The sequence below is a fragment of the Bradyrhizobium sp. CCBAU 45394 genome (genome assembly GCF_028128655.1).
Classification (GTDB): Bacteria; Pseudomonadota; Alphaproteobacteria; order Rhizobiales; family Xanthobacteraceae; genus Bradyrhizobium; species Bradyrhizobium diazoefficiens.
This window is the reverse complement of sequence record NZ_LBIX01000161.1, coordinates 1-25,487: the sequence shown is the minus strand read 5'-3', so window position 1 is coordinate 25,487 and position 25,487 is coordinate 1. Positions and strand designations below refer to the sequence as shown.

18 protein-coding genes are annotated in these 25,487 nt (G+C 56.1%); 15 read left to right on the top strand and 3 right to left on the bottom strand.

The window, feature by feature from the left end; all coding sequences use genetic code 11:
• Positions 1-254: 254 nt before the first annotated feature.
• Positions 255-716: a hypothetical protein gene (locus WN73_RS19645; RefSeq protein WP_271554452.1), complete on the bottom strand. Its 462-nt coding sequence runs from the start codon at positions 714-716 to the stop codon at positions 255-257.
• Positions 717-1,199: 483 nt separating this feature from the next.
• Between WN73_RS19645 and WN73_RS19640 the strand changes: the two genes are divergently transcribed.
• The 15 genes from WN73_RS19640 to WN73_RS19570 all read left to right on the top strand — a co-directional run bounded on the left by WN73_RS19640 (position 1,200) and on the right by WN73_RS19570 (position 23,238).
• Positions 1,200-2,123: a Gfo/Idh/MocA family oxidoreductase gene (locus WN73_RS19640; protein ID WP_271554450.1), complete on the top strand. Its 924-nt coding sequence runs from the start codon at positions 1,200-1,202 to the stop codon at positions 2,121-2,123.
• 179 nt (positions 2,124-2,302) lie between these two features.
• Positions 2,303-2,887 carry an acyltransferase gene (locus tag WN73_RS19635; protein WP_271554449.1) on the top strand — a complete coding sequence of 195 codons (585 nt, stop codon included), beginning with the start codon at positions 2,303-2,305 and terminating at the stop codon, positions 2,885-2,887.
• The gene (locus tag WN73_RS19630) at positions 2,884-4,263 is read left to right on the top strand and encodes an O-antigen ligase family protein (protein ID WP_271554448.1); all 1,380 of its coding nucleotides are present in this window, start codon (positions 2,884-2,886) and stop codon (positions 4,261-4,263) included. Before WN73_RS19635 ends, WN73_RS19630 begins: the two co-directional genes overlap by 4 nt.
• Before the next feature lie 475 nt (positions 4,264-4,738).
• Complete coding sequence (locus WN73_RS19625; protein ID WP_271554527.1) at positions 4,739-6,061, top strand: nucleotide sugar dehydrogenase; 1,323 nt, start codon at positions 4,739-4,741, stop codon at positions 6,059-6,061.
• Between the two features lie 127 nt (positions 6,062-6,188).
• Complete coding sequence (locus WN73_RS19620; protein WP_271554447.1) at positions 6,189-7,229, top strand: acyltransferase; 1,041 nt, start codon at positions 6,189-6,191, stop codon at positions 7,227-7,229.
• A gap of 506 nt (positions 7,230-7,735) precedes the next feature.
• The gene (gene asnB / locus WN73_RS19615) at positions 7,736-9,667 is read left to right on the top strand and encodes an asparagine synthase (glutamine-hydrolyzing) (RefSeq protein ID WP_271554446.1); all 1,932 of its coding nucleotides are present in this window, start codon (positions 7,736-7,738) and stop codon (positions 9,665-9,667) included.
• Positions 9,664-12,132, top strand: a complete 2,469-nt coding sequence (locus tag WN73_RS19610; protein ID WP_271554444.1) for a glycosyltransferase — start codon at positions 9,664-9,666, stop codon at positions 12,130-12,132. The genes asnB and WN73_RS19610 overlap by 4 nt, the downstream gene beginning before the upstream one ends.
• Positions 12,132-12,950, top strand: a complete 819-nt coding sequence (locus tag WN73_RS19605) for an ABC transporter permease (protein WP_271554442.1) — start codon at positions 12,132-12,134, stop codon at positions 12,948-12,950. The genes WN73_RS19610 and WN73_RS19605 overlap by 1 nt, the downstream gene beginning before the upstream one ends.
• Positions 12,943-14,715 carry an ABC transporter ATP-binding protein gene (locus WN73_RS19600; protein WP_271554440.1) on the top strand — a complete coding sequence of 591 codons (1,773 nt, stop codon included), beginning with the start codon at positions 12,943-12,945 and terminating at the stop codon, positions 14,713-14,715. Before WN73_RS19605 ends, WN73_RS19600 begins: the two co-directional genes overlap by 8 nt.
• An 11-nt stretch (positions 14,716-14,726) precedes the next feature.
• Positions 14,727-16,484 carry a class I SAM-dependent methyltransferase gene (locus WN73_RS19595; RefSeq protein WP_271554438.1) on the top strand — a complete coding sequence of 586 codons (1,758 nt, stop codon included), beginning with the start codon at positions 14,727-14,729 and terminating at the stop codon, positions 16,482-16,484.
• Positions 16,481-17,530, top strand: a complete 1,050-nt coding sequence (gene wecB / locus WN73_RS19590) for a non-hydrolyzing UDP-N-acetylglucosamine 2-epimerase (RefSeq protein WP_271554437.1) — start codon at positions 16,481-16,483, stop codon at positions 17,528-17,530. Before WN73_RS19595 ends, wecB begins: the two co-directional genes overlap by 4 nt.
• On the top strand, positions 17,530-18,765 hold the full coding sequence (locus tag WN73_RS19585; protein WP_271554435.1) for a glycosyltransferase: 1,236 nt from the start codon (positions 17,530-17,532) through the stop codon (positions 18,763-18,765). Before wecB ends, WN73_RS19585 begins: the two co-directional genes overlap by 1 nt.
• Positions 18,762-19,955 carry a glycosyltransferase family 4 protein gene (locus tag WN73_RS19580; protein ID WP_271554433.1) on the top strand — a complete coding sequence of 398 codons (1,194 nt, stop codon included), beginning with the start codon at positions 18,762-18,764 and terminating at the stop codon, positions 19,953-19,955. Before WN73_RS19585 ends, WN73_RS19580 begins: the two co-directional genes overlap by 4 nt.
• 196 nt (positions 19,956-20,151) lie before the next feature.
• Entirely contained in the window at positions 20,152-21,276 is a 1,125-nt protein-coding gene (locus tag WN73_RS19575; RefSeq protein WP_271554432.1) for a DegT/DnrJ/EryC1/StrS family aminotransferase, read from the top strand.
• Positions 21,277-21,336: 60 nt separating this feature from the next.
• Entirely contained in the window at positions 21,337-23,238 is a 1,902-nt protein-coding gene (locus tag WN73_RS19570) for an acyltransferase family protein (RefSeq protein ID WP_271554431.1), read from the top strand.
• A 228-nt stretch (positions 23,239-23,466) separates the two neighbouring features.
• Here the strand turns inward: WN73_RS19570 and WN73_RS19565 are convergent, their stop codons facing one another.
• A complete protein-coding gene (locus WN73_RS19565; protein ID WP_271554430.1) occupies positions 23,467-24,879 on the bottom strand; it encodes a hypothetical protein in 1,413 nt (470 codons plus the stop codon).
• 150 nt (positions 24,880-25,029) lie between these two features.
• A partial coding sequence (locus tag WN73_RS19560) for a hypothetical protein (RefSeq protein ID WP_271554429.1) occupies positions 25,030-25,487 on the bottom strand: 458 nt, incomplete at its 5' end.

The window sequence follows — 25,487 nt, the reverse complement described above, 5'->3', positions numbered from 1 at the left end:
TTTCCACCGCCGATTTTCCTCGCTTTCTTCCAGGCCGACCTTGAGGCCGGCCACTTCCAGACCGACATCTGTTCCAATGGTCTCATTCATACAGCGGCAGAAACGTGAATTGCGACTGAGTTCGTCGACATTATCCCTTACTAATTTCAGCGAAATGAGCCCACTGACTACCTCTAGTTCAGTACCGCTAGGTCGACAAGAGGTGCGCCATCGCGGCAAGTGGCTCAGATCTCGGTCGGAGCTTGGCGTAAATGCTAGTCCATTAGGCTGAAGAAGGCCCTCTGCCAGAAGGATCTCTCAAAAGACACTGTGCCGGCATCCTCCACGCCCTTTACCTCAAGTCTTCCATTCCGATCAAAATTGGCGAGCAAGCCAAAAATGGAAATGCTGCCTGCTTGATTGGGGGCATTGCTGTAGGACGCCGTCGTAACTTGAGCGGATTGATTGACCGGGCCCCTAACCTGCCACGTGTTTGTAGACGGGAGGTACCGTCCTCTATAGGACACGCCGCACTGCAAGACGCCGACGAGATTTGTCCGGCAGAGCTTTGGATCGAGCTGAATGTTGAGCCAGGCTCCGCGTCTGGCTTCCTCGATTATGTCAGAAGTATCAATGATCCTGAGTGTTGCGAAAAATGACCCAAAGAGCACCAAGGCGCCGCCAGCGATCTTGAAAAAAAGCCGCGAAAAACTTCGGGATCTGGAAAAAGATGACATTTGTCGTCCAGGTACTGCGCTCTACTACTTAGTGCAATCCTGGCAGTTTTGCGTTTTGTCTGGCGAAGTTTCTCGATCCATCTTTATTCCGGAAAAGGTATTAAGATTCATAGCACTTGGCGAAAGCGAGGAAGGGGCTGCTATGCGCTGTCGAAGCTCCCAGTCTGCGCTCACCGCCGGCCATCTCCTGTCCTTGGTCGAGGACTGGCGCCTTTTGATATCTTGGCCGTCGTGGTTGGACAACTGGAAGTGCGCAGACTCCGTAGGAAGATCCCGCCTCGCTCAGCGCGAGGGCGTCTGGTGATGAGCTCAATCCCCGCCAGACCCAGGCGGCACGGCCTGCAGCAATAATCACGGCGGACACTATGCCCTTGACTTGGTTGCACTAATCTGTTGAAGGGGCGACTGGCATTGGTCGCCTTTACCTGACGAGGTGATCGTGCCTTTCTTGCGCTAATGTCATCAGTCTGAGGGAGCAAAGGGGTGACCGCATTTGTGCTGATTGGCGCAGCCGGATATGTCGCACCACGTCATATGGGCGCGATCAAGTCCGTTGGAGGCGCGCTCCGGGCAGCGTTCGATCCGAACGACTCGGTGGGGGTGATCGACAGTTATTTCCCCGAGGCCCATTTCTTCACGGAATTCGAACGGTTCGACCGTCACGTCGATAAGCTTCGACGTCGCAATGAAGGTGTCGACTACGTGTCGATCTGCTCGCCAAACTATCTCCATGACGCGCATTGTCGTTTTGCGCTGCGGTCGGGCGCCGATGCAATCTGCGAAAAGCCGCTCGTCCTGAACCCATGGAATCTCGATGGCCTTGCCGGGATGGAGCGTGACACTGGTCACCGCATCTCAACAATCCTCCAGTTGCGCTTGCATCCCGTCATTCAAGAGTTGAAAAAGCGCGTCGCCGCTTCGGACAGGCGTCACTCCGTCGATTTGGCCTACATTGCGTCACGGGGGCGATGGTACCATGCATCATGGAAGGGAGACGATCAGAAGTCTGGTGGCGTCGCGACAAACATCGGCATTCATTTCTTTGATATGCTTGGTTATGTTTTTGGTCAGAGGCTTGCTACCGTAGCCCATGTGAGGGAAGCCGAACGGGCCGCCGGAATGATTTCGTATGAGCGCGCGGACGTTCGGTGGTTTCTCTCGATCGATCGCAAAGATCTCCCCCCAGAGGTGCAAGGAAAGAAGACGAGCTACCGCTCGCTGACGATTGACGGCGAGGAGATCGAGTTTTCAGACGGTTTCACGGATTTGCATAACTCGAGTTACCGCGAGATCGTGGCTGGCCGAGGCTTCTCGCTGGATGACGTCAGACCGTGCGTGGAGGCGGTATCGGAGTTCAGGACTTCCCCTCTTGTGGCTGCCGGCGAGCGCCACCCGTTTGTCAAATAGTACCACGGCTCTGCGGGATTGGCCGCCGAGTGTTCGCTTGAGCGAGCCGTCGCTTGGAGGTGTCGGTCTGTCAACTTGACACAGAATAGTCCCGTAGCAATGACTTGATCGGAACAGAGAGATCGAGCGTTTCATAGCACTGGCAGATGCCGCCCAGCGGCGCAGATGGAGGACGACAGTTGCCGGCCGATAACAGCTTTGCAGAGGTTTTTATCCACGAGAGTGCCTATGTCGATGATGGCGTCACGATCGGCAAGGGGACACGCATTTGGCATTTTAGCCATGTTCTCGGCGAGGTGGCCATCGGCAAAGACTGTGTGATCGGTCAGAATGTCATGATCGGCCCCCGTGTCCGTGTCGGCGACGGATGCAAGATTCAGAACAACGTCTCGCTGTTCGAGGGAGTTGACCTGGACGACGATGTATTCTGCGGCCCGTCGTGTGTGTTTACCAACGTCAACAATCCTCGTGCGTTTATCAATAGAAGGGCTGAATTCCGCAAGACGATCGTCGGCCGAGGAGCAACGATCGGGGCCAATGCGACGATTGTTTGCGGGCATGATCTCGGCCGCTATTGTTTCATTGCTGCGGGTGCCGTGGTGACGCGGAACGTCCCAGCATTTGCTCTCATGGCCGGCGTTCCAGCCGTTCGCATCGGCTGGGTCAGTCGGTCAGGGGAGCGGTTGGGCGACGACTTGATCTGCCCAGCGACGGGCGAACGGTACCGCATCGAGGGCGATCTGCTGAAAGAATGCGATTCTTGAGCAGGAAAAATGGGCAGCGGGGATTTCGTCAGCGCTTTACACCGTCGCTGGCTAGGGCCGCGCAGAGCGTTGCCGGAACAACCAAACTTTCCGCTGGCGCGTTGTCCGATCCATCTGCTCGCCTTCTAAACGCCGATCTCCTTGCGTGCTTGGCTGCAGCCACATTGCCCTGGTCAACGACCGGCTTCACGATCGTGCTATCGCTATGGCTGGTCGCAGTGATTTTTCTGATGCCGACGTTCGGTGTGTCGCAATTCTTGGATCTGCTGTTTCGGCCGATCTGTCTTTCAGCTCTTGCGATCTTCTTTCTTGCGCTCATCGGGATCACCTGGGGCGACGTTCCCACCCAAGACGTGCTTCGTGGTATCAGGCCAGTGATCAAGCTGCTCGCGATACCGTTCCTGATCTATCATTTTCAGAACTCAGCTCGCGGTGACGCAGTGTTCAAGGCTTTCCTTGCATCCTGCGTCTTGCTGATGGGGCTGTCCTGGATTGTCTTGTTTGCGCCCGAGCTGAAACTGAATCCGGCTGCAGCTGCCGGAGTGCCGGTTAGAAACTATATCGATCAGACCCAAGAATTCGCCTTGTGTATGATCGCACTCGCCCCGTGCGCTGTTTCCTTCTACAGGCAGCGGCGCTATGCGCTCGCAGCTGCATGCGCCGCCTTGATGCTCTGCTTCTTCTTCAACCTGGCGTTCGTTGCGGCCGCACGAACGGCTCTGATCTACTTTCCCGTGCTGGTTATCGTTTTCGCAGCTAAGCATCTCGACCGCCGGCAGTCATGGATCCTGCTGTTCTTTGTTTCGTTGGCTGCGGTCGCGGTGTGGTTTAGTTCGTCATATTTGCGGAGCCGTGTCGAAAATATTTCGGCGGAGTACGAACTCTACAAGCAGGGCGTGCCCCTCTCGACGGGGCTGCGGCTCGAGTACTGGCAAAAATCATTCAGATTCTTTGTCGATGCACCTATGATCGGCCACGGGACCGGCTCGATCAAAACCATGTTCGAGCGCGACGCTGAGGGAAAGTCCGGGCTTTCTGCCGTCGTGATAGGCAACCCTCACAATCAAACCCTTGCTGTTGCGGTTCAATGGGGCGCTTTAGGGATCATCGCGCTATATACGATGTGGCTCTTTCACCTGTGGTTCTTCCGCGGAGAGGAGTTCGCAAGCTGGATCGGCACGCTTGTTGTGATTCAAAACATCTGCAGCTCAGTCCTGAATTCACATCTGTTCGATTTTCAAGAAGGTTGGATGTATGTCGTCGGCGTCGGCGCTGCAGCAGGCATGAGTCTCCGCGCTCGCGGAAGCAAGAAACCAGTTGAACTGACCCATTACCTAGGAGATCTTGCGGCGAGCCGTACGCAGCGAGGCATCTAGGGAAAGGCAGCCGTTGCGGCTATGATGTTGAAGCTCCGATGGCCAGCCTTCCTTGGCCCCAAGCCTTCACCGTTGACCTCCTCAAGAGTAGTATCCTTGTTGTTGGGCAACCTTTCAAAGCGATGATTTGAACCCCCGGCCGGAGCTGTCCGACCTGCACCTGGAACTCATGGGTTAACCCCGCCTCAGAGGCGGCTATCCTCCGAGAGGGTTCCTCGACATCCGTAGGAGACTTGTTCACGTAAATCAAACTAGTTATAGACTTGGCTTCCTTGGACAGTTGCAGCTTGACGGCGCCACAATCGACCGAGTGAAGGGCACGATTTCTTTGGACTGGGGACTTCTGCTGGAGAGCGGGACGGAAGCGCCTCATCTTTGTTTCTCGGGGTGAAAATTGTCTATCCAGCATTCATCAAAGCAACCAGGCACCGAATTCGAGTGCCATCCAGAACAGCGTGCATCTCGTTTAGTCGCGCTGGAGCAGTTGCTCCAGGCGATCAATGAGAGAAACTACACGGTCGGCATCGTCGGCCTTGGCTACGTTGGTTTGCCACTTGCGCGAGGCTTTTGGCGGAAGGGATTTCGGGTCTCCGGGTTCGACATCGATCAGACGAAAGTCGATGCTCTTAATGCCGGGCGCTCCTATATCCGACATTTTCCCGGTCACGAAGTTGAGGCGCTGGTTACAAGCGGCAGCTTTTCGGCCTCGACTGACTTTTCCGGCCTAAAGGAGGTGGACGCCATTTTGATTTGCGTGCCGACGCCGCTCACCCGATATCGCGAGCCGGATCTATCCTACGTCGTTTCGACAACCGAGAGTATTTTGCCGCATCTACGCCCGGGGCATCTGATTTCATTGGAATCAACGACTTATCCCGGCACGACGCGGGAGGTGGTTCAGCCGATTTTGGAGCGTCATGGGCTGAAGGTCGGAGCAGATATCTTTTTGGCATTTTCTCCTGAGCGAGAGGATCCGGGTAATCCTGAGTTCGAGACCTCCCAGATCCCAAAGGTAGTTGGGGCGGACGACTCCACCAGCCAAACACTCGCGGTGGCCGTATATGGCAGTATCGTCGAAAAAGTTGTGCCGGTGTCGTCAAGTGCCACGGCGGAAGCTGTGAAGCTGAGCGAGAACATTTTCCGATCGGTCAACATCGCGCTCGCAAACGAACTTAAGCTCGTCTACGGCCGGATGAACATCGATATTTGGGAGGTGATCGAAGCTGCCAAGACCAAGCCCTTTGGGTATATGCCATTTTATCCGGGGCCTGGTTTGGGAGGGCATTGCATCCCGATCGATCCCTTTTACTTGACTTGGAAGGCGCGAGAATACTCGATTGCCACGCGCTTTATCGAATTAGCGGGCCAGATCAATACGGCCATGCCCGACCATATCGTGTCACGCCTTTCTCACGCCTTGGATGAACGTTTCGGTAAGGGACTCAATGGTGCCCACGTTCTCGTTTGCGGCGTCGCCTACAAGAAAAATGTCGACGATATGCGTGAAAGTCCCGCCCTGGTGATCATTGACCAGTTGCGGCAGCGCAAGGCGAATGTAGCTTATTACGACCCATTTGTTCCGGTCATCGTCCATACGCGGGAACATGCGACGCTGGCCGGTATGCGCTCAATCGACTTCACCGAAAAGGCGATCAGGGGCTTCGACGTGGCCCTCATTTGTACCGACCATGACGGGGTCAGCTACCCGACCCTTGTGGATTGGAGCAAGCTCGTCGTCGATACACGAAATGCAACTTCCGGCGTGTCGGACAATCGCGATCGGATCGTAAAGGCCTGACGTCGTCGTTGGAAAGGGCTTTGCATTCCATCGCCCGGAGCACATGCGATCTCCCCCTTATCCTGCAACGGGATCGTCAGCCTGAAGGTACGTCATTCTTCGCAATACCAGTACGAGCCGCAACGCCATGACTCAACACGATAAGCTGGAGGATACGGGTTCACGATCTTCAAATTTCGACTTGATCCGCGTCGTCGCCTGCCTGGCGGTGATCTTGCTCCATGTTTCTGCGAGGTCGGTGTATGCCTACATGGCGGGAGAAATCAGTCATCGATATTGGTTCGAGGCGATCGTCGCAAATTCCGCGACGCGATGGTCCGTCCCTGTCTTTGTAATGCTCAGTGGCGCAATCCTGCTGAGCAAGGGAGTGACGTGGAAGGAGGCGTGCAGCCGCCGAGTCCCGCGAATGCTCATTGTGCTTTTTACTTCACTTATCGTGTACGGTCTGTGGCGGGCATTTGTGGTCGGTGATTTTGCATGGGGGCAGTATCTTTTGGATACTGTGAACGGCGCGCCGTATTTCCACTTGTATTTTTTGTTTGTGATGATCGGGCTCTACGCGATCGCACCGATCGTCAGCAGCATCGTGCGTAGTCTCAACCCTCGAACGCTCGCCCAAGCCACTCTGGCGTACTGTGTGATCACTTGCATTGTGCTGACGAGTGGAACGGCGACGCTTTCCTATACCAGAAACGCAGTGACGTTCGCCTGGGACTACGTCGGCTATTTCGTTCTCGGTTTTCTGATGCTTCGCTTCGCTAAGCATCAGCTTTGGCGATTATTTGTTCTTGGTTATCTGATGACCGCTATCTGGGTCGAAGTGTGCGCATTGCTTCGAGGCGCGTCCTGGAATTGGACACTGTACGCGTGGACATATTTTTCGCCCATGACTTACATCACGGCTATCGGCATCTTCGGATTTCTGCTGTCGGTCAACGTTCCAACGGCGACGGCGTGGTATCTTGAGAAATTGGCGCCTTCAACCTTGCTGGTGTACTTGCTGCATCCGATGGTGTTGGAAACTGTACGCAAAGCGTATGGATTTGCAGGCACGCCGATAGCCAACCCGTCGGTCGAGATTGTGTTAACTTTCATGCTGACGACGGGTTTCTCGTTCTTGGCAGCGTTGCTTCTGAGAAGCCTTCCTCCCGTCCGCCGGATTTTTTGAGTCTGCTCCAATCACGGAGTCCACGCTCGCGAACTACCCATAAACCGTTAGAATTATTGCGTAATTTTGATCTACCTTGATGATTGACAGCATTTATGGAATGTCCTAGCGCTATTTGCAACGGCTGGGTTGTCCTCAGATGGGTTTCTCCGGCAAGTAGCGCTCGATGGTGGGGACCTTCGTTCTGCAGATATTGACCGATGTTGTGCTGCGGTCGGTTCGATCAGGGGTAATGCCTCTTCCATCTAGGCGGGTAGAGCTTTGGCCTATGCTGGCCGGAGCTAAAAATGTTGTGGACTCTGGTCTTTGGAGTGCAGTTCCACCGGCGGAGCTCGTGCTCGTGTAGCAATCGGGATGGCGGACGATCAGCAAAACGGTCTCCGATGGATGGTCTGTTGAATCGAGAATTTTGTGAAAGTTGGAATTGGCTTCCCGATGCACGCCTATCAAAAAACAAGACTTCGATGGACGGTGTTTCCCTCACATGTACCGGCGAAAGCTGACCGATGTGTGGGATAGCTGGAATTCTGCGTCTTGGCCGCGGTCCGCTGCAGGACCTGGACCGGAAGCTGTCGGTGATGAGCCGGCTCATCGCTCACCGTGGACCGAATGGGCATGGGAACTGGACTGCGCCGGGGCGGAACGCGGGGCTGACGCATCGCCGGCTGAGCATCCTCGACCTCTCTGAAGCGGGTGCCCAGCCCATGGCTGCGCCTTCGGGCGATTGCGTGGTTCACAACGGAGAGATCTATAATTTTGTCGAGCTGCGTGAGCAGTTGCAGGATGGCTGGAAATTCCGCAGCGCGACGGACACGGAAGTCGTCCTCGCAGCCTACGATCACTGGGGAATAGACTGTACAGCTCGTTTGCGCGGCATGTTTGCGTTTGCCTTATGGGACGAGCGGCGGCAGCGACTTTTCTGTGCGCGCGATCGCTTTGGTATCAAACCATTCTACTACGCGATTGTTAATGGCGATCTGTATTTTGCCTCCGAGGCGAAAGCGCTTTTGCCGTTCTTGCCGACGATCGAAACCGATCGAGCTGCTCTTGCCGAGTATCTCACCTTCCAGTGCTGTATCGGCGAAACCACGCTGTTCAGCGGAATCAAGCAACTGCTTCCAGGGCACACTCTCGTGGTCGAGAACGGAGTTGTCTCGATTCGACGCTATTGGGATGTCCAGTACGAGATCGATCACGAGCACAGCCCATCCTATTTCCGGCGCCGGCTGCGGGAAATCATGGAAGACTCCGTGCGGCTGCATCTGCGCAGCGATGTGCCGGTGGGAGCCTATGTTTCAGGCGGCGTCGATTCCAGCCTTCTAGCGATCATCGCCGCTCGTCAAAATGGCGCTGATCTGGATGCCTTCAATGGCCGATTCATTGAGTATCCAGGGTATGATGAAAGCACGTACGCCCGAGCGGCGACGGACGCGGTGGGCGGAATGCTTCATGTCGAAGACATTGGCCACGAAGACTTCCACCGCCACATCCGAGATGTAATCTATCATCTGGACTTTCCGGTAGCGGGTCCGGGCTCCTTTGCGCAGTACATGGTTTCGAAGTTGGCGTCGCAGCATGTGCGTGTTGTGCTTGGCGGTCAGGGCGGCGACGAAATCTTCGGGGGCTATGCGCGTTATCTGCTTGCCTACTTCGAACAATGCATCAAGGCGGCGATAGACGGAAGTTACAAGAATGGCAACTTTCTTGTCACAATTGAATCCATCGTCCCCAATCTGGGATTGCTGCGCGACTATTTGCCGTTGATGCGCGAGTTCTGGCGAGAAGGCCTGTTTGGCGCGATGGACGATCGTTACTTCCGTCTCATCAATCGTGCCAACGATATGAAGGAGGAGATTGCCTGGGACGAACTCGACCTAGCCCCTGTGGTAGAGTCTTATCGCGCCATATTCAACAATACTGAGAATGTGCGCAAGCAGGCCTATTTCGATGGCATGACACATTTTGACTTCAAATGCCTGCTTCCCGGTCTGCTTACCGTTGAGGATCGCATGAGCATGGCACACGGACTGGAGAGCCGCCTGCCGTTCCTCGATCATCCGCTGGTCGAATTCGCCGCGACGCTGCCGCCTGACATCAAGTTCTCCGGCGGACGTTTGAAGCATCTGCTCAAGGAAGTTTTTGCGGATGAGATTCCAGCGGAAATTTTCGAGCGACGCGACAAAATGGGCTTTCCGGTGCCCCTGAAGGAGTGGTTCGAGGGGCCTCTCAACGGCATGATCTCCGAAATCTTCGCGACGATGAAGGAGCGTCGGAGACCGTTTATCAACGCTGATGCCGTGCTGGCCAATTTTGGTCGGACCCAGCCATTTTCACGCAAGACGTGGGGCCTGCTGAGCCTCGAGCTGTGGTTTCAGGCATTTCATGACCGCGCCGGGGATTACCGAAGCCTGCTCTCTGAGGATCAGGCGAACATATGAGCGCGACCCGCATCCTCGTCCTTTCTCACATGTATCCGCGGGACCACTACCCTACGGGCGGCATTTTTGTGCATGAACAGGTCAAGGCCCTTCAGCGTCGAGGCGTCGAGGTCGTTGTTCTGTCGGGAGAGCCGTTCTGGATCTCCAGCCACGCGCCAGCCACGATATCGCGGGCCTTGAAGGTGTGGCGGAACGAGCCTCTTCGCTGGCACCGCTGGGATGGCGTGCCCGTGATGTATTTTCCGTATTGTGTTGGCGGCATATTTCGCGATTTTATTCATTCCATCACCTATTGGCAGGGCGCAAATCGCGTCATCGAACAGGTGCGTGCGCGCTTCCCGTTTGATCTGATACACGCCCATACATCCTTCCTAGATGGCCACGCTGCGGTTCGCATCGGCAAGCGCCTCGACCGTCCCGTGGTTCTGACCGAGCATACGGGACCCTTTTCGGTGCTGACGGGCCATGCCGGCTATCGCCATTTCACAAAGACCGGAGTAGAGCGCGCCGATCGCGTGCTCGCCGTCAGTCGATCGCTACAGGCCGACATGGCCACCGAACTCGGGAAAGTGGCCGAGAAGGTAGAGGTGTTGGGCAATGGCTTTGATCCCACCGTATACTTTTCGGCGCCTCCAGTCGAAGATCGCAACGCAGCGGTTCGGATGCTTTGGGTTGGCCACCCAAGTCCGATCAAAGGTGTGGACCGCCTGATCAGGGCAATGAAGCGCGCGCTGCCAGAGGCGCCGAACCTTGAATTGACGGTAATGGGCGGCGGGGAAGGGGTCGATGCCGTTCGCCAGCAAGCGGCGGGACTGGGTATCGATGACCGCGTGACCTTCATGCCCGCCGGAAAGCGGCCCGAGGTGGCCGCCACCATGCGGGCTCACGATTTTCTTGTGGTTTCAAGTCACACTGAGACCTTTAGCCTTGTTGCGTTAGAGGCAATGGCCTGCGGTCGTCCCGTGCTGACCACGGCTTGTGGAGGTCCGGAGGATTTCGTCATCCACGGTGAAACCGGACTCATCGTGGAAAATAGCGAGGATGGCCTGGCCGCGGGAATAGTGGACATGGCCAAGGGCTATTCTAGCTTTGACATGTCGAAGGCGGCGATCCAGCTCCGCGAGGCGCACAGTTGGGAAAACGTGGCTAGGAAACTGACGGGGATCTATCGAGATTTGGTTCCTGGCCGGCCTGCATCTCGAGCTACCAAAGTGCCCGCTTCGCGTAGTTTGCGGATTCTGATGATTACGACAGATCATCTGATGATCGATCGACGAATATTGCAAGAAGCAGAGACGTTGCGCGACGCCGGTCACCAGGTTGAACTCCTCGCCGGTTTCGAATGTCCGCAGGCCGAGACGTCTGTATGGCATGGCATCCCTATTTCTCGATACGTCTACGATTGGAATGACACACGCGCTCAGAAGCTCCTGCGATTTGTCAACCACCGCAATAACAGGCTCTGGCCGTATCTGTGGCGAGCCACCCAGAAGCTCCTCGCGCTCGTCACGGGGCTCACAAGCTTTGAACATTTTGTGCTTCGTCAGGTCTTGGAGAGGCAGTTCGATGTCCTGCACGTTCACGATTATCCGCTGCTCCGTGTTGGAGCGGATGTAAAGCGACGGCGCAACTGCGTTCTCGTTTACGATGCGCATGAGCTCTATCATGGGCAGGCGCAACTCCCGGCGCCTGTCAGGCGACGGTATCGTCGCCGAGAACGACGGTTCATACATGCCGCGGACGCGGCTATTACAGTCAATCCCTACATTGCGGGGATCATGGCGCGCGACTACGGCTGCCTGCCTCCGAGGGTGTTGCTCAATGCCGCGCCTCCTGGTCCGGCGGTTCCAGCAGTCAAGAATTTGCGGGCGCAACTAGGACTGTCCGAGCAGGCAAAGATTGTCCTCTACCAGGGCTGGATGTCGCCCGAGCGCGGCATTGACGCGCTTGTGCGAGCCGCAGCGCATTTCCTTACGGGGATTCATCTTGTGCTGATCGGTTATGGCGAGTGCGAACCACAACTCAAGGCTATCAGTCAGGAGCAAGGAACGGACGATGGCCGAGTCATTTTCATGGGCCGGATGGAGCCGGAGCTCTTGGCAGAGCTCACCTGGGAGGCGGATCTGGGCGTTATCCCCTATCGACCGGTGGACCTCAATCACCTCTATTGCAGCCCCAACAAGCTATTCGAGTTCGCTGTCGCCGGACTACCGTTCCTCGCCAACGATCTCCCTTTTCTACGAGACATTGCGGAGGAGCACGGCTTTGGCGTCATCACCAACCTCGACCAACCCAAGTCGATCGCCGAAGCAATCGCGCAAGCGCTGGCAGATCCTGAGAGATTTGCGACTCTCAAGGCGGCCGCGCGTACGGCCGGCATGCGTCTCAATTGGGACATCGAAGGAAAGAAGCTTATCGAGATCTATGCGCAATTGAACGAGGTCGTCGAGCGAAGGCGAGTTTGATGGATGCAGCATTGAAGAAGGTGGTGATGTTCTTCCTGGCACCCATTCGTCTCATTTGGGCTAACCGATGGATGGTGTTCGCTACCCTGATGCACGACCTGCGCCAGCGCCACGGCGCGAGTGTTTTTGGCATGGCCTGGACGGTCTTGTTTCCGATTATATTTTTGGGACTCTACAGCCTCGTCTTCAATCTCATTCTGCAGGTTCGTATCCCTGGCAAGAGTTCATTTGACTACACGCTCATTATTTTCTCAGGCCTCATTCCCTTTCTCGGATTTAGCGAAGCTCTGTCCTCTGGGGTCGGAAGCCTCATCGATAATCGCTCGTTGCTGAAGGGGACGATTTTCCCTGTCGAGCTCGTCGCTGTGAAATCGGTTCTCGTTTCCTCGGTCACCATGTTGGTCGGGCTCGTGCTGCTATTGGCAATCCTAGCCGCAAATGGTGAGATACGCATCACGCAGATGGCCTTGCCAATTATTCTGCTAATTCAATTCTTCTTCACTGTCGGCATCATCTGGACACTGTCCATTCTCAATATCTTCTTTCGTGACATCGCCAATCTGGTGTCGCCGCTCCTTTTGTTTCTGATGCTGGTTTCGCCAATAGGCTATACCGATGACATGATCCCTCCGGAAATGATGCCGGTTATGGTCGTCAACCCGCTCTACTATATGATCTCGATCTATCGAGATCTCATCCACTTCGGCCGCATTCCAGGAGAAGGGCTTGCTGTATTCGGCGGTGCATCGGTCGCGCTGTTTATCCTGTCGTATCACTTCTTTCAGCGTCTGAAGCCAATGGCAGCCGATCATGTCTGATCTTGTCATCGACCTGAAAAACGTCAGCAAGCATTATCGCCTGTTCCGCTCCAAGGGGTGGCGAATGGTGGATGCGCTGGGCTTGCCGGTACCGAGAGATACCGCGTGGGATTTCTGGGCGCTCAGAGACGTCAATTTCCTGCTCGGTCGGGGCGAACGGGTTGGTCTCATCGGTCGCAACGGTGCTGGGAAGAGCACGCTGTTGAAATTGATTGCCGGGTTGATACGACCGACAAGCGGATCGGTGCAGGTTAAGGGACGAGTGACCGCGCTCATGGAAATGGGAACTGGCTTTCATCCCGACCTCACCGGCATCCAGAACGTGCGTGCATCACTCGCGTATCTCGGCGTGACAGGCAAAGTTGCGGACAGAAAGGCCGAGGAGATCATAGAGTTCGCCGAACTTGGCGATTTCATTCACCATCCCTTCCGTATCTATTCGGCCGGCATGCAGGCGCGCCTCACCTTCACTGTTGCTACCAGCGTCGAGCCCGACATTCTTATCGTCGATGAAATCCTGGGTGCAGGCGACGCCTACTTTTCGATCAAGGCGACGGAAAGAATGAAGGAGCTCACGAAGAACGGGGCGACGCTGTTATTGGTTTCGCACGACCTCGCCTCTGTGCAAATGATGTGCGAACGAGCCGTTTGGATTGATCGCGGACGTTTACAGGCTGAGGGAGACACGCTGACGCTGTGCAAGTCCTATATGTCGGCGGTACGGCAGCGCGAGGATGGGCGGCTAAAGGCGGCAGAGATCACCAAGGTACCCAGCGCGCTTTCTGATCAGGAAGGGCATCTGGTAACAGGACGATTTGTCACCGGCGCGCCTTCTGCTCCGAAGAAGCGCCATCGCATCCGCTCATTGCGACTCCTGCTGGACGGACGGGAACAAGCCTCCGTCCAGCTCGGCGACGCTCGGGATAATGACCCGGGTGAGGCAATATACCTGAACGATGCGCCGGGTTATACGAACTGGTCGGCGCCGAAAATCGGACCTGACAGCACGACCTGGCGCGAGTTCGCGGACGAAAGCGGACGCTATTTCCACGCCCCGTTCGCAATCCGGCTTCCTTTCGAACTTGCGGCTTCCGGTGTTATCGAGATCGAACACGCCGCGGAGGCTGGCGAGGAAGTGCGCGTCGAGTTCACGATCGGCGAAAACTATTCGTTGGCCGGCCCCCTCTCTCCATCCGTGGACGGGGCCTGGCAGATTGAGCGGTTGAGGTTGCCGGCCGATCTTTCTCCTTTGTCGCCCGCAGCGGAGCAAGAAACGGATGTGAAGATCAGCGAAGATCACGTTGTGGAGGGCGACTCCTACGGGAAGGGCGATGTACAGATCGACAAAGTGCATTTCTTTTCACCCGATGATGACGAGCAGGAGGAGCGCAGAACGTTCATCTGCGGAGAGGCGGCTGCGGTAGACATAGAGTGGGAGGCATTGAAGGCGATCGAGCACTGTCGTCTGGTCTTAGCGATCTACAGAATGGATGGTCGCTGCGCCGCGCAACTCGTTAGTCCACCGTCGCATCGATCCGCGGGACGGCATCGTGACCGGGTCGCCTTGCTGCCGATCCGACTTGGAGCGATGGAGTACATCGTTTCCGTTGGAATATTCAGGAATCTCCACGATGAACACCGTAGCGGTGCCGAGCCGCTGCACGTGCTCGACCGACGATTCCGACTCAAGGTCATGAGCCCAGCGGGGCGAGGCCTTGAAACTGGCGACTTCCTGCATGACGCTGTCTGGCATCCCCTCAAGTAGATGTGCATGCGATGACGAGAGCTGACTCCGTTTCCTATTACGAGCAAGATGCGCTTTGGGGCGAACATATCGGCGCGTCGGCAAGGGATGTTCGTGACACCGTGCTGGCCATGATCCCAGCGGATGCGCGCAGCATTTTGGATGCAGGTTGTGGAAACGGCGCTATCACCAATCACCTACCTGCAGATCGCCACATTGAGGGCTGCGATATCTCAAAGGCCGCATTGGCTCACGTGCGTTGCCCAACAAAGATAGCCGATTTGACGAACCTGCCATTCGGCGACGGCGAGTTCGATCTGGTCCTCGCCACGGATGTGCTGGAGCATATTCCTGACACGTCGTATGCCCGAGCGCTTAGCGAACTCTTTCGCGTCTCGTCGCGGTGGATACTTGTAGCCGTTCCCTACAATGAAATTCTTGATGCGGCGACGGTCGAGTGCCGGTCCTGTAAAGCATCCTTCCATGTGCATTTGCACCAGCGCTCCTATTCTGCCCAAGAACTAGCCAAGTCGTGGGAGGGGCAAGCCGGTGTTGTTGAGCATGCGTTTTGCGGCGCACGCTGGCGCTGGAGCTCGCCTCTCGTCGTCGAGCTTCTGCATCTCGCCAACGGCCGTTACTATGGCTTCGAACACGCGCAGTGTCCTCAGTGCGGAGCGGCCTATCATCCGGAGCAGTCGGAGCTGGCTGCATCCATCGAGCGGCGGCTTGAATCGCTTCACTATGCCTTGGCCATTTCGGGGCGGATCGCGTGGCCAAACCGTTCCGAGGTCGTCATGCTGTTCGACAAGACGATCGACTCAAAGTCGCAGCCGCCGGCGGAAGAGGATCGCGACCCACCGGGCGCCCTACCATCGCGGGTTTCGCGAAGTGATCTCGCAATCGTCAACGATCCAAAAAATTATGCACGGGCGACCTATCTCGTTCCGGACATCGCCAATACGTCGGCAATGTTTTTACCGCGCCTGCCGTCACGTATTCGCGTTATGCCCAACGCTTCCCTGACTCTCCACGACCCGAACCTTCAGCGCGATGTTCCGCTGGAGGCATCGAGCGAAGGTTGGTGCGCCGTCCCGTCTGTCGCCGCGTCGCGGTTCGGCTATCTCCTGCGGATCGCCGAACTGACGGAACCGTGGGGATCAATGACCTTTGATGGGGAGATGGCTCCCTGGCTGTCCGAGGCGCTTAACGGGCCACGACACGAAGATCTCGAGCGTCGTATCGAAGAACTATTGAAGCTTAGTGAAGCGCTTGAAGAGAAGCGTGCTGCTGGAGAGTCTCGGATACAAATGCTTCTCGGCCTCACGTCGGAGCTCGAAGCGAGTCGAGATCAAGTCGAAGGTCGCGTGCAAGAGCTATTGAAAGTTACGGAGGACCTCGAAAACAGGCGTGCCGCGGGGGAGGCCCGAATCCAAGGGCTTCTTGAACTGTGCGCGGATGTGGAAGGGAGGCGGAGTCAGGCGGAGCTTCGGGTGCAGGAGTTGTCGCGCACAATTGAGGCACTGCAGAGGAGACTCGCGACGGGAGAAGAGCGGATTGAAGGACTCCTTGCCTTGAGCGCGGAGATTGAGACCAAGCGAGATGAGGCAGAAGTTCGAATTAAGCTACTCTTGGATCTTGCGGAGAAGCTGGAGGCAAAGCGCGATCACGCCGAACGTCGGGTACAACTGCTCATGCAACAAGCTGAGGAACTCGAAACGCGACGCGCGACCGCAGAGCAGAAGATGCTCCAATTGACCGCGGAAGGGTCGAATAAAACGGACAAGAAATGACTCGGACAATTCTTTCAGTTGTTGGGGCCAGACCTCAATTCATAAAAGCCGCCGCCGTTTCGCGAGCGATCGCGGCAACGCCGGGCCTCAGCGAAGTTATGCTTCATACGGGGCAGCATTTTGATGAGGACATGTCCGAGATCTTCTTTCGTGAGCTTGGCATTCCTCAGCCTCAATACCGTCTGAACATCAATGGTGGGCTACATGGCGAAATGACGGGGCGCATGCTGGCCGGCATAGAAGCCGTGCTGCTAAAGGAGCGACCCGCAATCGTCCTTGTTTATGGCGACACCAATTCGACGCTCGCTGGTGCCCTCGCTGCTGCCAAGTTGCATCTTCCCATTGCGCACGTAGAAGCCGGACTGCGATCATTCAATCGGAGGATGCCGGAAGAAACCAACCGTGTACTGACAGATCACATGAGCACCTGGCTATTCTGTCCGACAAATGCTGCTGTAGCGAACTTGAGCAGCGAGGGCATTACGGCAGGGGTACTGCATGTCGGCGATGTTATGTACGATGCGGCTCTTGACGCGTCGCGTCGTGCACGTGCTGAATCCCATATTGTCGAGCGGCTGTCGCTCGTCCCCGGTGCGTACGCATTGGCGACGGTGCACCGGGCTGACAACACGGAGACACCAGAGGCGCTGACAAAGGTGCTGGCGTATCTGAGGACGGAGGCATCAAAGCGACCAGTCGTGCTGCCACTTCATCCGCGGACCCGCGCAGCGGCGTTGCGTTTTAATCTTGATTTCGATGGCTTGATGGCCATTCCGCCTGTGAGCTATCTCAATATGGCTCAGTTGCTCGAAAATTGTGACAGCGTCTTCACCGACTCGGGCGGTTTGCAAAAAGAGGCGTACTTTCATCGCAAGCCGTGTGTCACGTTACGGACGGACACAGAATGGGTCGAAACCGTAGACGCCGGCTGGAACCGACTTTGGACGTCGGAGGCACCGTCAGCTTCCCGGATTGACATTCCCGAATATGGCGAGGGCGACGCCGCAAAGCGGATTGCTACCGTGCTGGTCGAGGCGCTCATCTGATGCCCAATGACGTGGTCATGTTCGCGATGGACCGTCAAATCGATCGACGGATCGTGCTTGCGGCTGAGATGTTGATGGCACGCGGGCTGACTGTTCGCTTGCTCGCGCCGGCGGATGGTGCACCGCTTGACGAGCCGAAATGGATCCAACGAATTGGCGATCGAGCGCCTGGAGTTCATGGGGCGGGCTTGCGCATATACCGATTCGTCAGGGACCGGATTCCCTTGCCGCGGGAGGTGCTTCGTTGGCTCACTTGGCGGGTAATACGAAGACCTGAGCACGCGTTTGTTTCCCTCTTTGCGCCTGCGCTCGAAGGTGCCGTGGCCAGGGTTTACATTGCGCACGACTTACCCATGCTGCCTGTCGCAGCGGCCGCGCGCGGCTTGCACGGCGGCAAAATCTTGTTTGATAGCCATGAACTCTATCCAGAGCAGGAGTTCTCGACCTGGGAGAAGCGTCTGTGGCGTGACGTGGAACGGCGCCACATCCGGGAAGCGGATGCCGTCGTAACCGTTAATCCGTCAATCGCGCGTGAAATTTCGAAGCGTTATGGTATCAGCGACCCGATTGTGGTTCAAAACGCCGAACGATACCAGCGAGCCCGCTCTGAGGGTGATCGTAGGCGCCTTCGCGTAAAGCTTAATATTCCTGCTGAAGCGACAGTCTTTCTTTATCAGGGGGGGCTGACCCTTAGCCGGAACATCGAAACGTTGGTAGATGCGTTCGGACGTGTGCGCGACAAGAATGCGATGCTGGTGGTGCTCGGAGACGGTCCGGCTTTGTTGCCTCTTCAACGACGAGCTCGTTCGGCCGGGGTCACGAACCGTGTCCGGTTTCACCCGGCCGTTCCGCAAGCCGAACTTCTCGACATGACAAGGGGAGCCGATTTTGGCGTCATTCCCTACCGCGCGAACTGCCTCAACATGGAGCTATGCACGCCGAACAAGCTTTTCGAATTCATCATGGCACGCGTGCCCATCATCGCAACTGATTTGCCGGAGATTCGGAGAATTGTTACGGGGTACGGGATCGGTCTTGTTGGCAATACGGATGATGCAGGCGGATTCGCCTGTCTGATTGAGGAAGCCCTGGAGATATCGGCCGCTCGGAAGCTGGAATGGGAGATTAGCCTGGAGCAAGCGGCTTGTGAGCTTTGCTGGGAACGCGAGGGTGAGCAGTATTTCTCCATTGTTCGCGATCTTGCCAGCGCAGGCGGCCGCGAGGCGCAGTCATGAAAATTGTCATCCTGGCGCAGTATTTTGAGGAGCCTGATCAGCCGGGGCTTCCCTTGCTCAGTTCTATGGCTGAGCAATTTGCCATGTCTGGTCACGAGGTGACGGTGATTGCCGGTCGCTACATTAGAATGGGAAGGCAAAAAGCACCTAGATTTCGGCAGATGCCATCCGGCTATTCGATACGGCGCACGTGGTCCGGGTCCGACGAAGGCGCCGATTTGCTAAGTCGCCTTTTGAGCTTTTTTGCGTTTTCATTGTCGTCGATGTTTACCCTCGTGTGGATGGGAAAGGTCGACCTGATCTATGCGTCAAGCCCCCCCATCTTTCCGACATTTCCCGCACTTTTATGGGCACGCCTCACTGGCGCAAAATTTGTTCTGGAAATCTGTGACCTTTGGCCGGAATCTGCAATTGCGTTAGGCCTCATCCGCAACAAGCGCTTCATAGCGTGGACGGCAGCTATGGAGGCATTTCTGTATCGCCACAGCGACGGACTCGTCGGTCTGACCCAAGGAATTTCGAGGTGGATTCAGGAGCGGTATGAAGTTAAAGCGCCAATCACCGTTGCTCGTTGTGCAGTCTCACCAATTTCGCCCTCACAAGCGATTGGAAACCGTGCTGTCATACGGCGGGAGCGCGAGTGGGATGGAAAGTGTGTTGCGATTTTTGCAGGTACAATTGGCCATGCACAAGATATCGAAACATTGCTGGAAGCCGCGGCTCAGCTAATTGATCAGAGTAAGCTTCTCATCGTTGTGATGGGAGACGGAGCATATCGGGACCGTGTTAACGCGAGGGCGCGCGAGCTGAACAATCTCCAATTTGTTGAGCCTATATCGAGGGCAGAAACAATGAACATGCTCGCGGCTTCCGACATTGGTCTGTGCACGCTGAAAAGTGATCCTCTGTTCGATGGAGCCGTTCCTACAAAGTTGATAGACTATCTGGGTGCCGGGCTGCCAGTTGTTGCGCCCGACTTGAAAGAGATCGCGGCGGTTGTGAAGGCGATGAATGCTGGCATTCTCTACCAAGCCGGTGATGCACAATCGCTTGCTGGTGCGCTGAGAGCATTGGTCGGCAACTGCTCTGCAGTTATTCCTCGCCCCCTTCTTCCGGAAGAGTTTAAGATTGAAAACAGAAATCGCCTCATCGAGAGATTTGTAGAAGGAGTAGTCTCCGAAGCTGTTTAGACGTGGAAGCCGGCGGCGTGCTCTGCGCGATGTCTCGTTTGCTGGAGCGGTGTTGCTTCATCCTGGTAAGCTTCTTCCGTTTTTCCGCAAACAAAATTCAATTGCGAGCTTAGGTCTGATGATAGCGAATCCAGCTGGATAGCTATCCTCAGGGGAGTTCTGCTGAGTTCCAATTCGATACGGAGAAAGGGGCCCTATGACGATTGCCTTTATCGATCTCAAGGCACAGGCTGCCGCTTTGGGGGAGCGCATTCCTAACTCCATGGCGCGAGTATTGGCGCATGGGGCGTTTATTTCAGGGCCGGAGGTGGAAGCGCTCGAAAAGGCGCTTGCTGAGTTTTGCGGTGCTCGTCATGTAATCAGTTGTGCGAATGGGACGGACGCGCTTAGCCTTGTATTGATGGCCGAGGGGGTTGGACCGGGCGATGCTGTATTTGTTCCGGCTTTTACGTTTGTCGCGACAGCTGAAGTCGCCCCGCTGCTTGGGGCGACCCCTGTTTTTGTTGATGTGTGTGACGACACGTTTAACATCAACATAGATAGCCTCCGGAACGCGATCGGCGAGGCCAAGCGGCTGGGCTTGAGGCCTCGTACGATTATTTCGGTCGACCTGTTTGGTCTTCCTGCAAATTACGACGCAATCAACAAGCTCGCCGAAGAGTATAATCTTTTTGTGATTGCCGATGCAGCACAAAGTTTTGGCGGGCGATACAATGGGCGCATGACGGGAACGCTTGCGAAGTACACAACGACGAGTTTTTTCCCGTCAAAACCGTTAGGTTGTTACGGAGACGGCGGGGCAATTTTTACGGACGATGACGAAATGGCGCGTCTCGTTCGCTCGCTCGCTGTGCATGGAAAAGGCAGTGACAAATACGATAACGTGCGCATTGGCATGAACAGCCGTCTGGACACGCTTCAAGCCGCAGTTCTCATCGAGAAGCTTTCGATCTTCCCATCGGAGATTGTTGCACGTGACCTGATCGCCGGCCGGTATACTGCCGCCCTTGGCGATTTCGTGAAAACACCGCTCGTTCCGGACGGTTCTTTTTCGGTCTGGGCACAATATACTATCCAAGTGCGTCAGCGCGAGCGCTTTGCCTCACGAATGAGGCAGGCGGGAATTCCGACAGCCATATACTATCCCATACCGCTGCACTTGCAGACAGGTTATCGACACTTCCCGACCGCTCCTGGAGGGTTGAGAGTTAGTGAAACCTTGGCACGCGAAGTAATTAGCTTGCCAATGCATGCCTACCTCGACGAAGAGAAGCAAAAACGAATCGTTGCCAGCGTCATCGATTCAAGCCCAGGCGAATAATAGCATCGCACTTTGCTACGCTCTGACGCTGAAAGACGACGATTGGTAGGACTGGGGCAGTTGGCCAAACATCGCGCAGATATTCAGGCTCTCCGAGGGATTGCCGTTGGATTGGTGGTACTCGACCATTTTAAGGTCGGTCCCTTTCACCACGGCTTCCTCGGAGTCGATATTTTTTTCGTCGTCTCTGGCTTCTTGATCACGCAGATCATCGCCCGCGAAATCGACCTCGGCCAATTTACGTTCGCTGGATTCTACGCTCGTCGGGCCAAACGGATATTGCCAGCGGCCTATGTAACGATCCTTCTGACATCGATTGGGGCAATCTGGTTTCTCGATTCCGTGGAGATGGCATCGCTCACGATCCAGGTTTGGGGAGCGATCACTTACACGATCAACTTTGTGCTCTGGCAGAGCGTCGGCTACTTCGATGTCTCAGCTGGGTTCAAACCATTGCTTCATCTTTGGTCACTCGCAATCGAAGAGCAGTTTTATCTTCTTTTTCCGGCACTCCTTGTTCTCCTTCCGAAAGAGCGACGCTTGCCCATAGTCGCAGGTGTTGGAGTCGCCAGTTTTATCGCATGTCTATGCGTTGGGCTGTTTAGCCCAACGGCCGCATTCTATCTGCTCCCAACGAGAGCATGGGAGCTGATGCTGGGAGCACTCGGAGCCCTCGCCGTACGACGCCCTCGATGGCTCTCACTCGCGTATTGGCCAGGACTCGCTGCCGTTGTCACGCTCCCTATCGTCGGGACGGGAACACCACATCCCGGCATCGACGCGCTCATAATTTGCTGCGCCACGCTGACCATCGTACTTGGCGAGAAAGCATCGGTTGCGAAACTGCTCCTCAGCCGGATCGGCCTCGTAAAGCTGGGGGATATTTCGTATTCACTCTACCTCGTTCACTGGCCCGTCGTCGTCTTTATGAACGATGCTTTTGGCACAGAAGTCTCAATGCCAATCCGCGCGACTGGCATGGCAATCTCTATCGCGCTGGCGTTTGGACTATACTTATTCGTTGAACAGCCATCCCGACGTTTGAAGATTCACTCACCTCACGTTGCGGCCTTAGCCATCCTTATGAGCGCCGTCATCGTTTCCGTTCAGGTCGCCGCACAACGATACGCCGGTGGTGGCATTGACACCGCTTATCTCAAGCGACCGAACCATGGTCTAGACCGCGCCTGCGATAACTATGTGTTCGAGAACAAAGCGGCGTGCCGCACATCAGATGCGCCAACTGCCGTGGTCTGGGGTGATTCTTACGCAATGGTTGCAGCTTCTGGCGCGCGATACTATCTGCCCGAAGGTCTTGTGCAAGCTACGTACAGCGCCTGTCCGCCCTTCATCGGTTACGCCCCTTACAATCCCACATACGATGATCCTTCGCTGATCGCAAAATACTGCATCGCGTTTAACGACGGAGTAGAACGGTTCATTCTTCAAGACCCGCAAATTCGAACCGTGATCCTCGCCGCCTCATTTTGGCAGTATACCAAGCCAGACTTCAAGATGATGCGACGAGATGCAGACGGAGCCGTCCTGATCGAGCCGTCCGATTTGGCGACTACTGAAAAGCTATTCTTCCATCAGATCGAGCGACTGAAGAGTGCTGGCAAGGAGGTGGTCGTGGTCGAGCCACCACCCGGCGTCGACAAGAGCAATTTACTTTGCAGCGAACGAGCAGCAGCCGGTAAGATGACGTATTATCAATGCGACCAATCAGCTCCTTTGTTTCACGCCAGTTCATCCGGCATCGAACAACTCATGCAATCTGCATCTCAGGCTGGCGCCACAATAGTTAGACTTGCGGACGGCCTCTGTAATCAGGTCGTGTGTCACACGCTTATTGATGGTGTCATTGTTTACCGTGACAGTGGGCACCTCAGTTACGACGGAGCGAGAAAGGTGTTCGACATTCTCGCCGCGAGAGGCAAACTTCCGCCACCATTTAAGTGAGGAGAGTTAGACCTTCAACTGTCGGGCGTGCCGGTCGATTTGCCACTTGCTGCCGGTGCACTATGCCGCAGATGATATCACCATGATTGTATGTGCGTATGTGCCGCTGACGAGACTAAACAAGCGAAGAGAGTACGCCGCAGTTCTGTGCGTCAAGTTCTCAAGTTCAGCAAATTTGATTCGTAGGGTCAGGCCGAGCCATTCCCCTCCAAAGAAAGATCTGGCAGATCAGTGTATTCGCGCCGGAGCGAATGCCACTGATCGCAGATAGGCCGCGATCGGCAGGTGATTCGGACGGCTGCGGATAGCTTCCTGGAGCGCCAATAGGAGAGTGGCCCTGACATCGGGACTCATCGTGCGGCGGTACGCCATGATCCTGAAGCCGGTTGCGCTGGCGACGACATTACCCGAGCCTGGTTTGGATTGAACATTACTGCTGCCTGGTGCCCGGTCGACGAGCTCAGCCTTGCCTGGCCCCTGCTTCAGGCTATTGATCCAGTCCAATGCATTGTCCAGGCTGTGCTCAATGCCATGGCAGAGATCGGCCACTGTTCTCTGACAGGCCCCGGTGCGGGTATAGTATTCGTGAGCCGCGATCAGCCCTCCGACGATAAAGTCGTGATAGCCGACATTCTGCGAACATTCAGAATCCGAATGCGGCCACCCACCGAAAGCCAGCGCGTAGCTTCCGGTGGCGTCCAAACAGGGTTGCTTGGGCCGCTGGGTCTGTTCCGCCAGCAGTAGGTCGAGCCCGTGGCGCGTAAAGGGCTGAAGGGCGTGCACGCCTATCGACTCCATGATGGCTGCAATGTGGAGGTAAGCCGCGAACGCATTCGCGAACTTGGTCCGGGTCATGGCATTCCTAGCGCCATACGTTTCAATCGCCCCTTCCTGCAAAACGGTCTGCCACATCCGTCGGAGATAGTCGCGGATTCTCGGGTCGGGTCGCAGACGGTTCATCGCGTCCAGCGCACGCGCAACCTGGAGCGGTGTGATCAGGTCCAAGCCGCCATAGCACTCAGTGTAAGTGGTGCGTGCGCTCGGCCGGACGGTGGTGATCAGTCGATTGATCGCAGCGTCGACCAACGTTTCCGCCGATGTGCGCTGCGCAACATTCGTGATGTAAGGAAGCGCCTGACCATTGAAGTACAATGCATCCGCGAGGAAACGATCCGCCACGTGCGTCTGGTTCAAGGCGGGATTTCGTGGACAGGACCGCCCCCGATCAATGACCCCCTGCGGATTGGACAAATGCAGTTTCAGCTGGGCAATCAGGCGATCGGCCGCAATATCCACCAGATCTCCCTGCACAGAAAGCGCATCAGGTACAAGCGGTCCGATGATAAGGACCGAGCATCTCGCCTCTTTCGCCTTGGCCTGATGCAGGCAGGCACCGCCCTCGCCTGCATCCCACAGGAAATGCTCGCCCCACAATGTCAGCCCGGTAGCGAGCGAATCGGCGGAGACAGGTGCGTGGAGGAAGCGCCGCGACGTCAGATCGGAGACAATGATTTCGCCGGACGCCCGATCATGTCGGACGATGTAGCGGCTGCTGCGACGCAACTCACCGACTTCCTGCGTCACCCGGAAGACCAGGGTCGTGCCCTGCGTTACCGCGTCCTGTGCTGCTTGAAGGGACATGGCTACGGCCGCCATTGGCGACGCCCACGCCGCGCAGGCAGCGACTACCGCCGCACGCAAACACATGGCAGGGCGCCGAAAACGAGCGTGCTCAGTCATGCCGATTCCGATCTACCACACTGCGGGCGCATGGAACCATCGCCCTACATATCATGTCAGATGGAAGTTGCTCGACGATAGTTGGCTCAGAAGAAGATGATCGAACGTGAGATGACTCCCATCGGCGAACGTCACTCCCACATCGAGCCCAACCTGTTCCGCATGGTTGACAATGTAGTCGTAAGTCGGCGCCAATGTGATCGGGATGGTCACAACATCGTCAATCGTGCCGCCCGCGTCGAAGTTCAAGATCGTGTGGTCGCCGCCACTGAAATGGAAATTGTCTACAGAACCGGTCGTCCCCGTCAGAACGGTGTTTGGAGTCTCCGTCAAGTAGACTTGCGCCGTGCTGCTTGTGTTCGCGAAGTTGAAGACATCGTCGCGGCCGTCGCCGTTATAATCTCCGACCAGTGTCGAGATGCCGGTAAGGCCGATCTTGGTCCAGTCTGCGGCCACGAAACTCGACCCGTTCGACAAAAGGAGCTGGCTCTGACTGGCTGTGTCGCTAA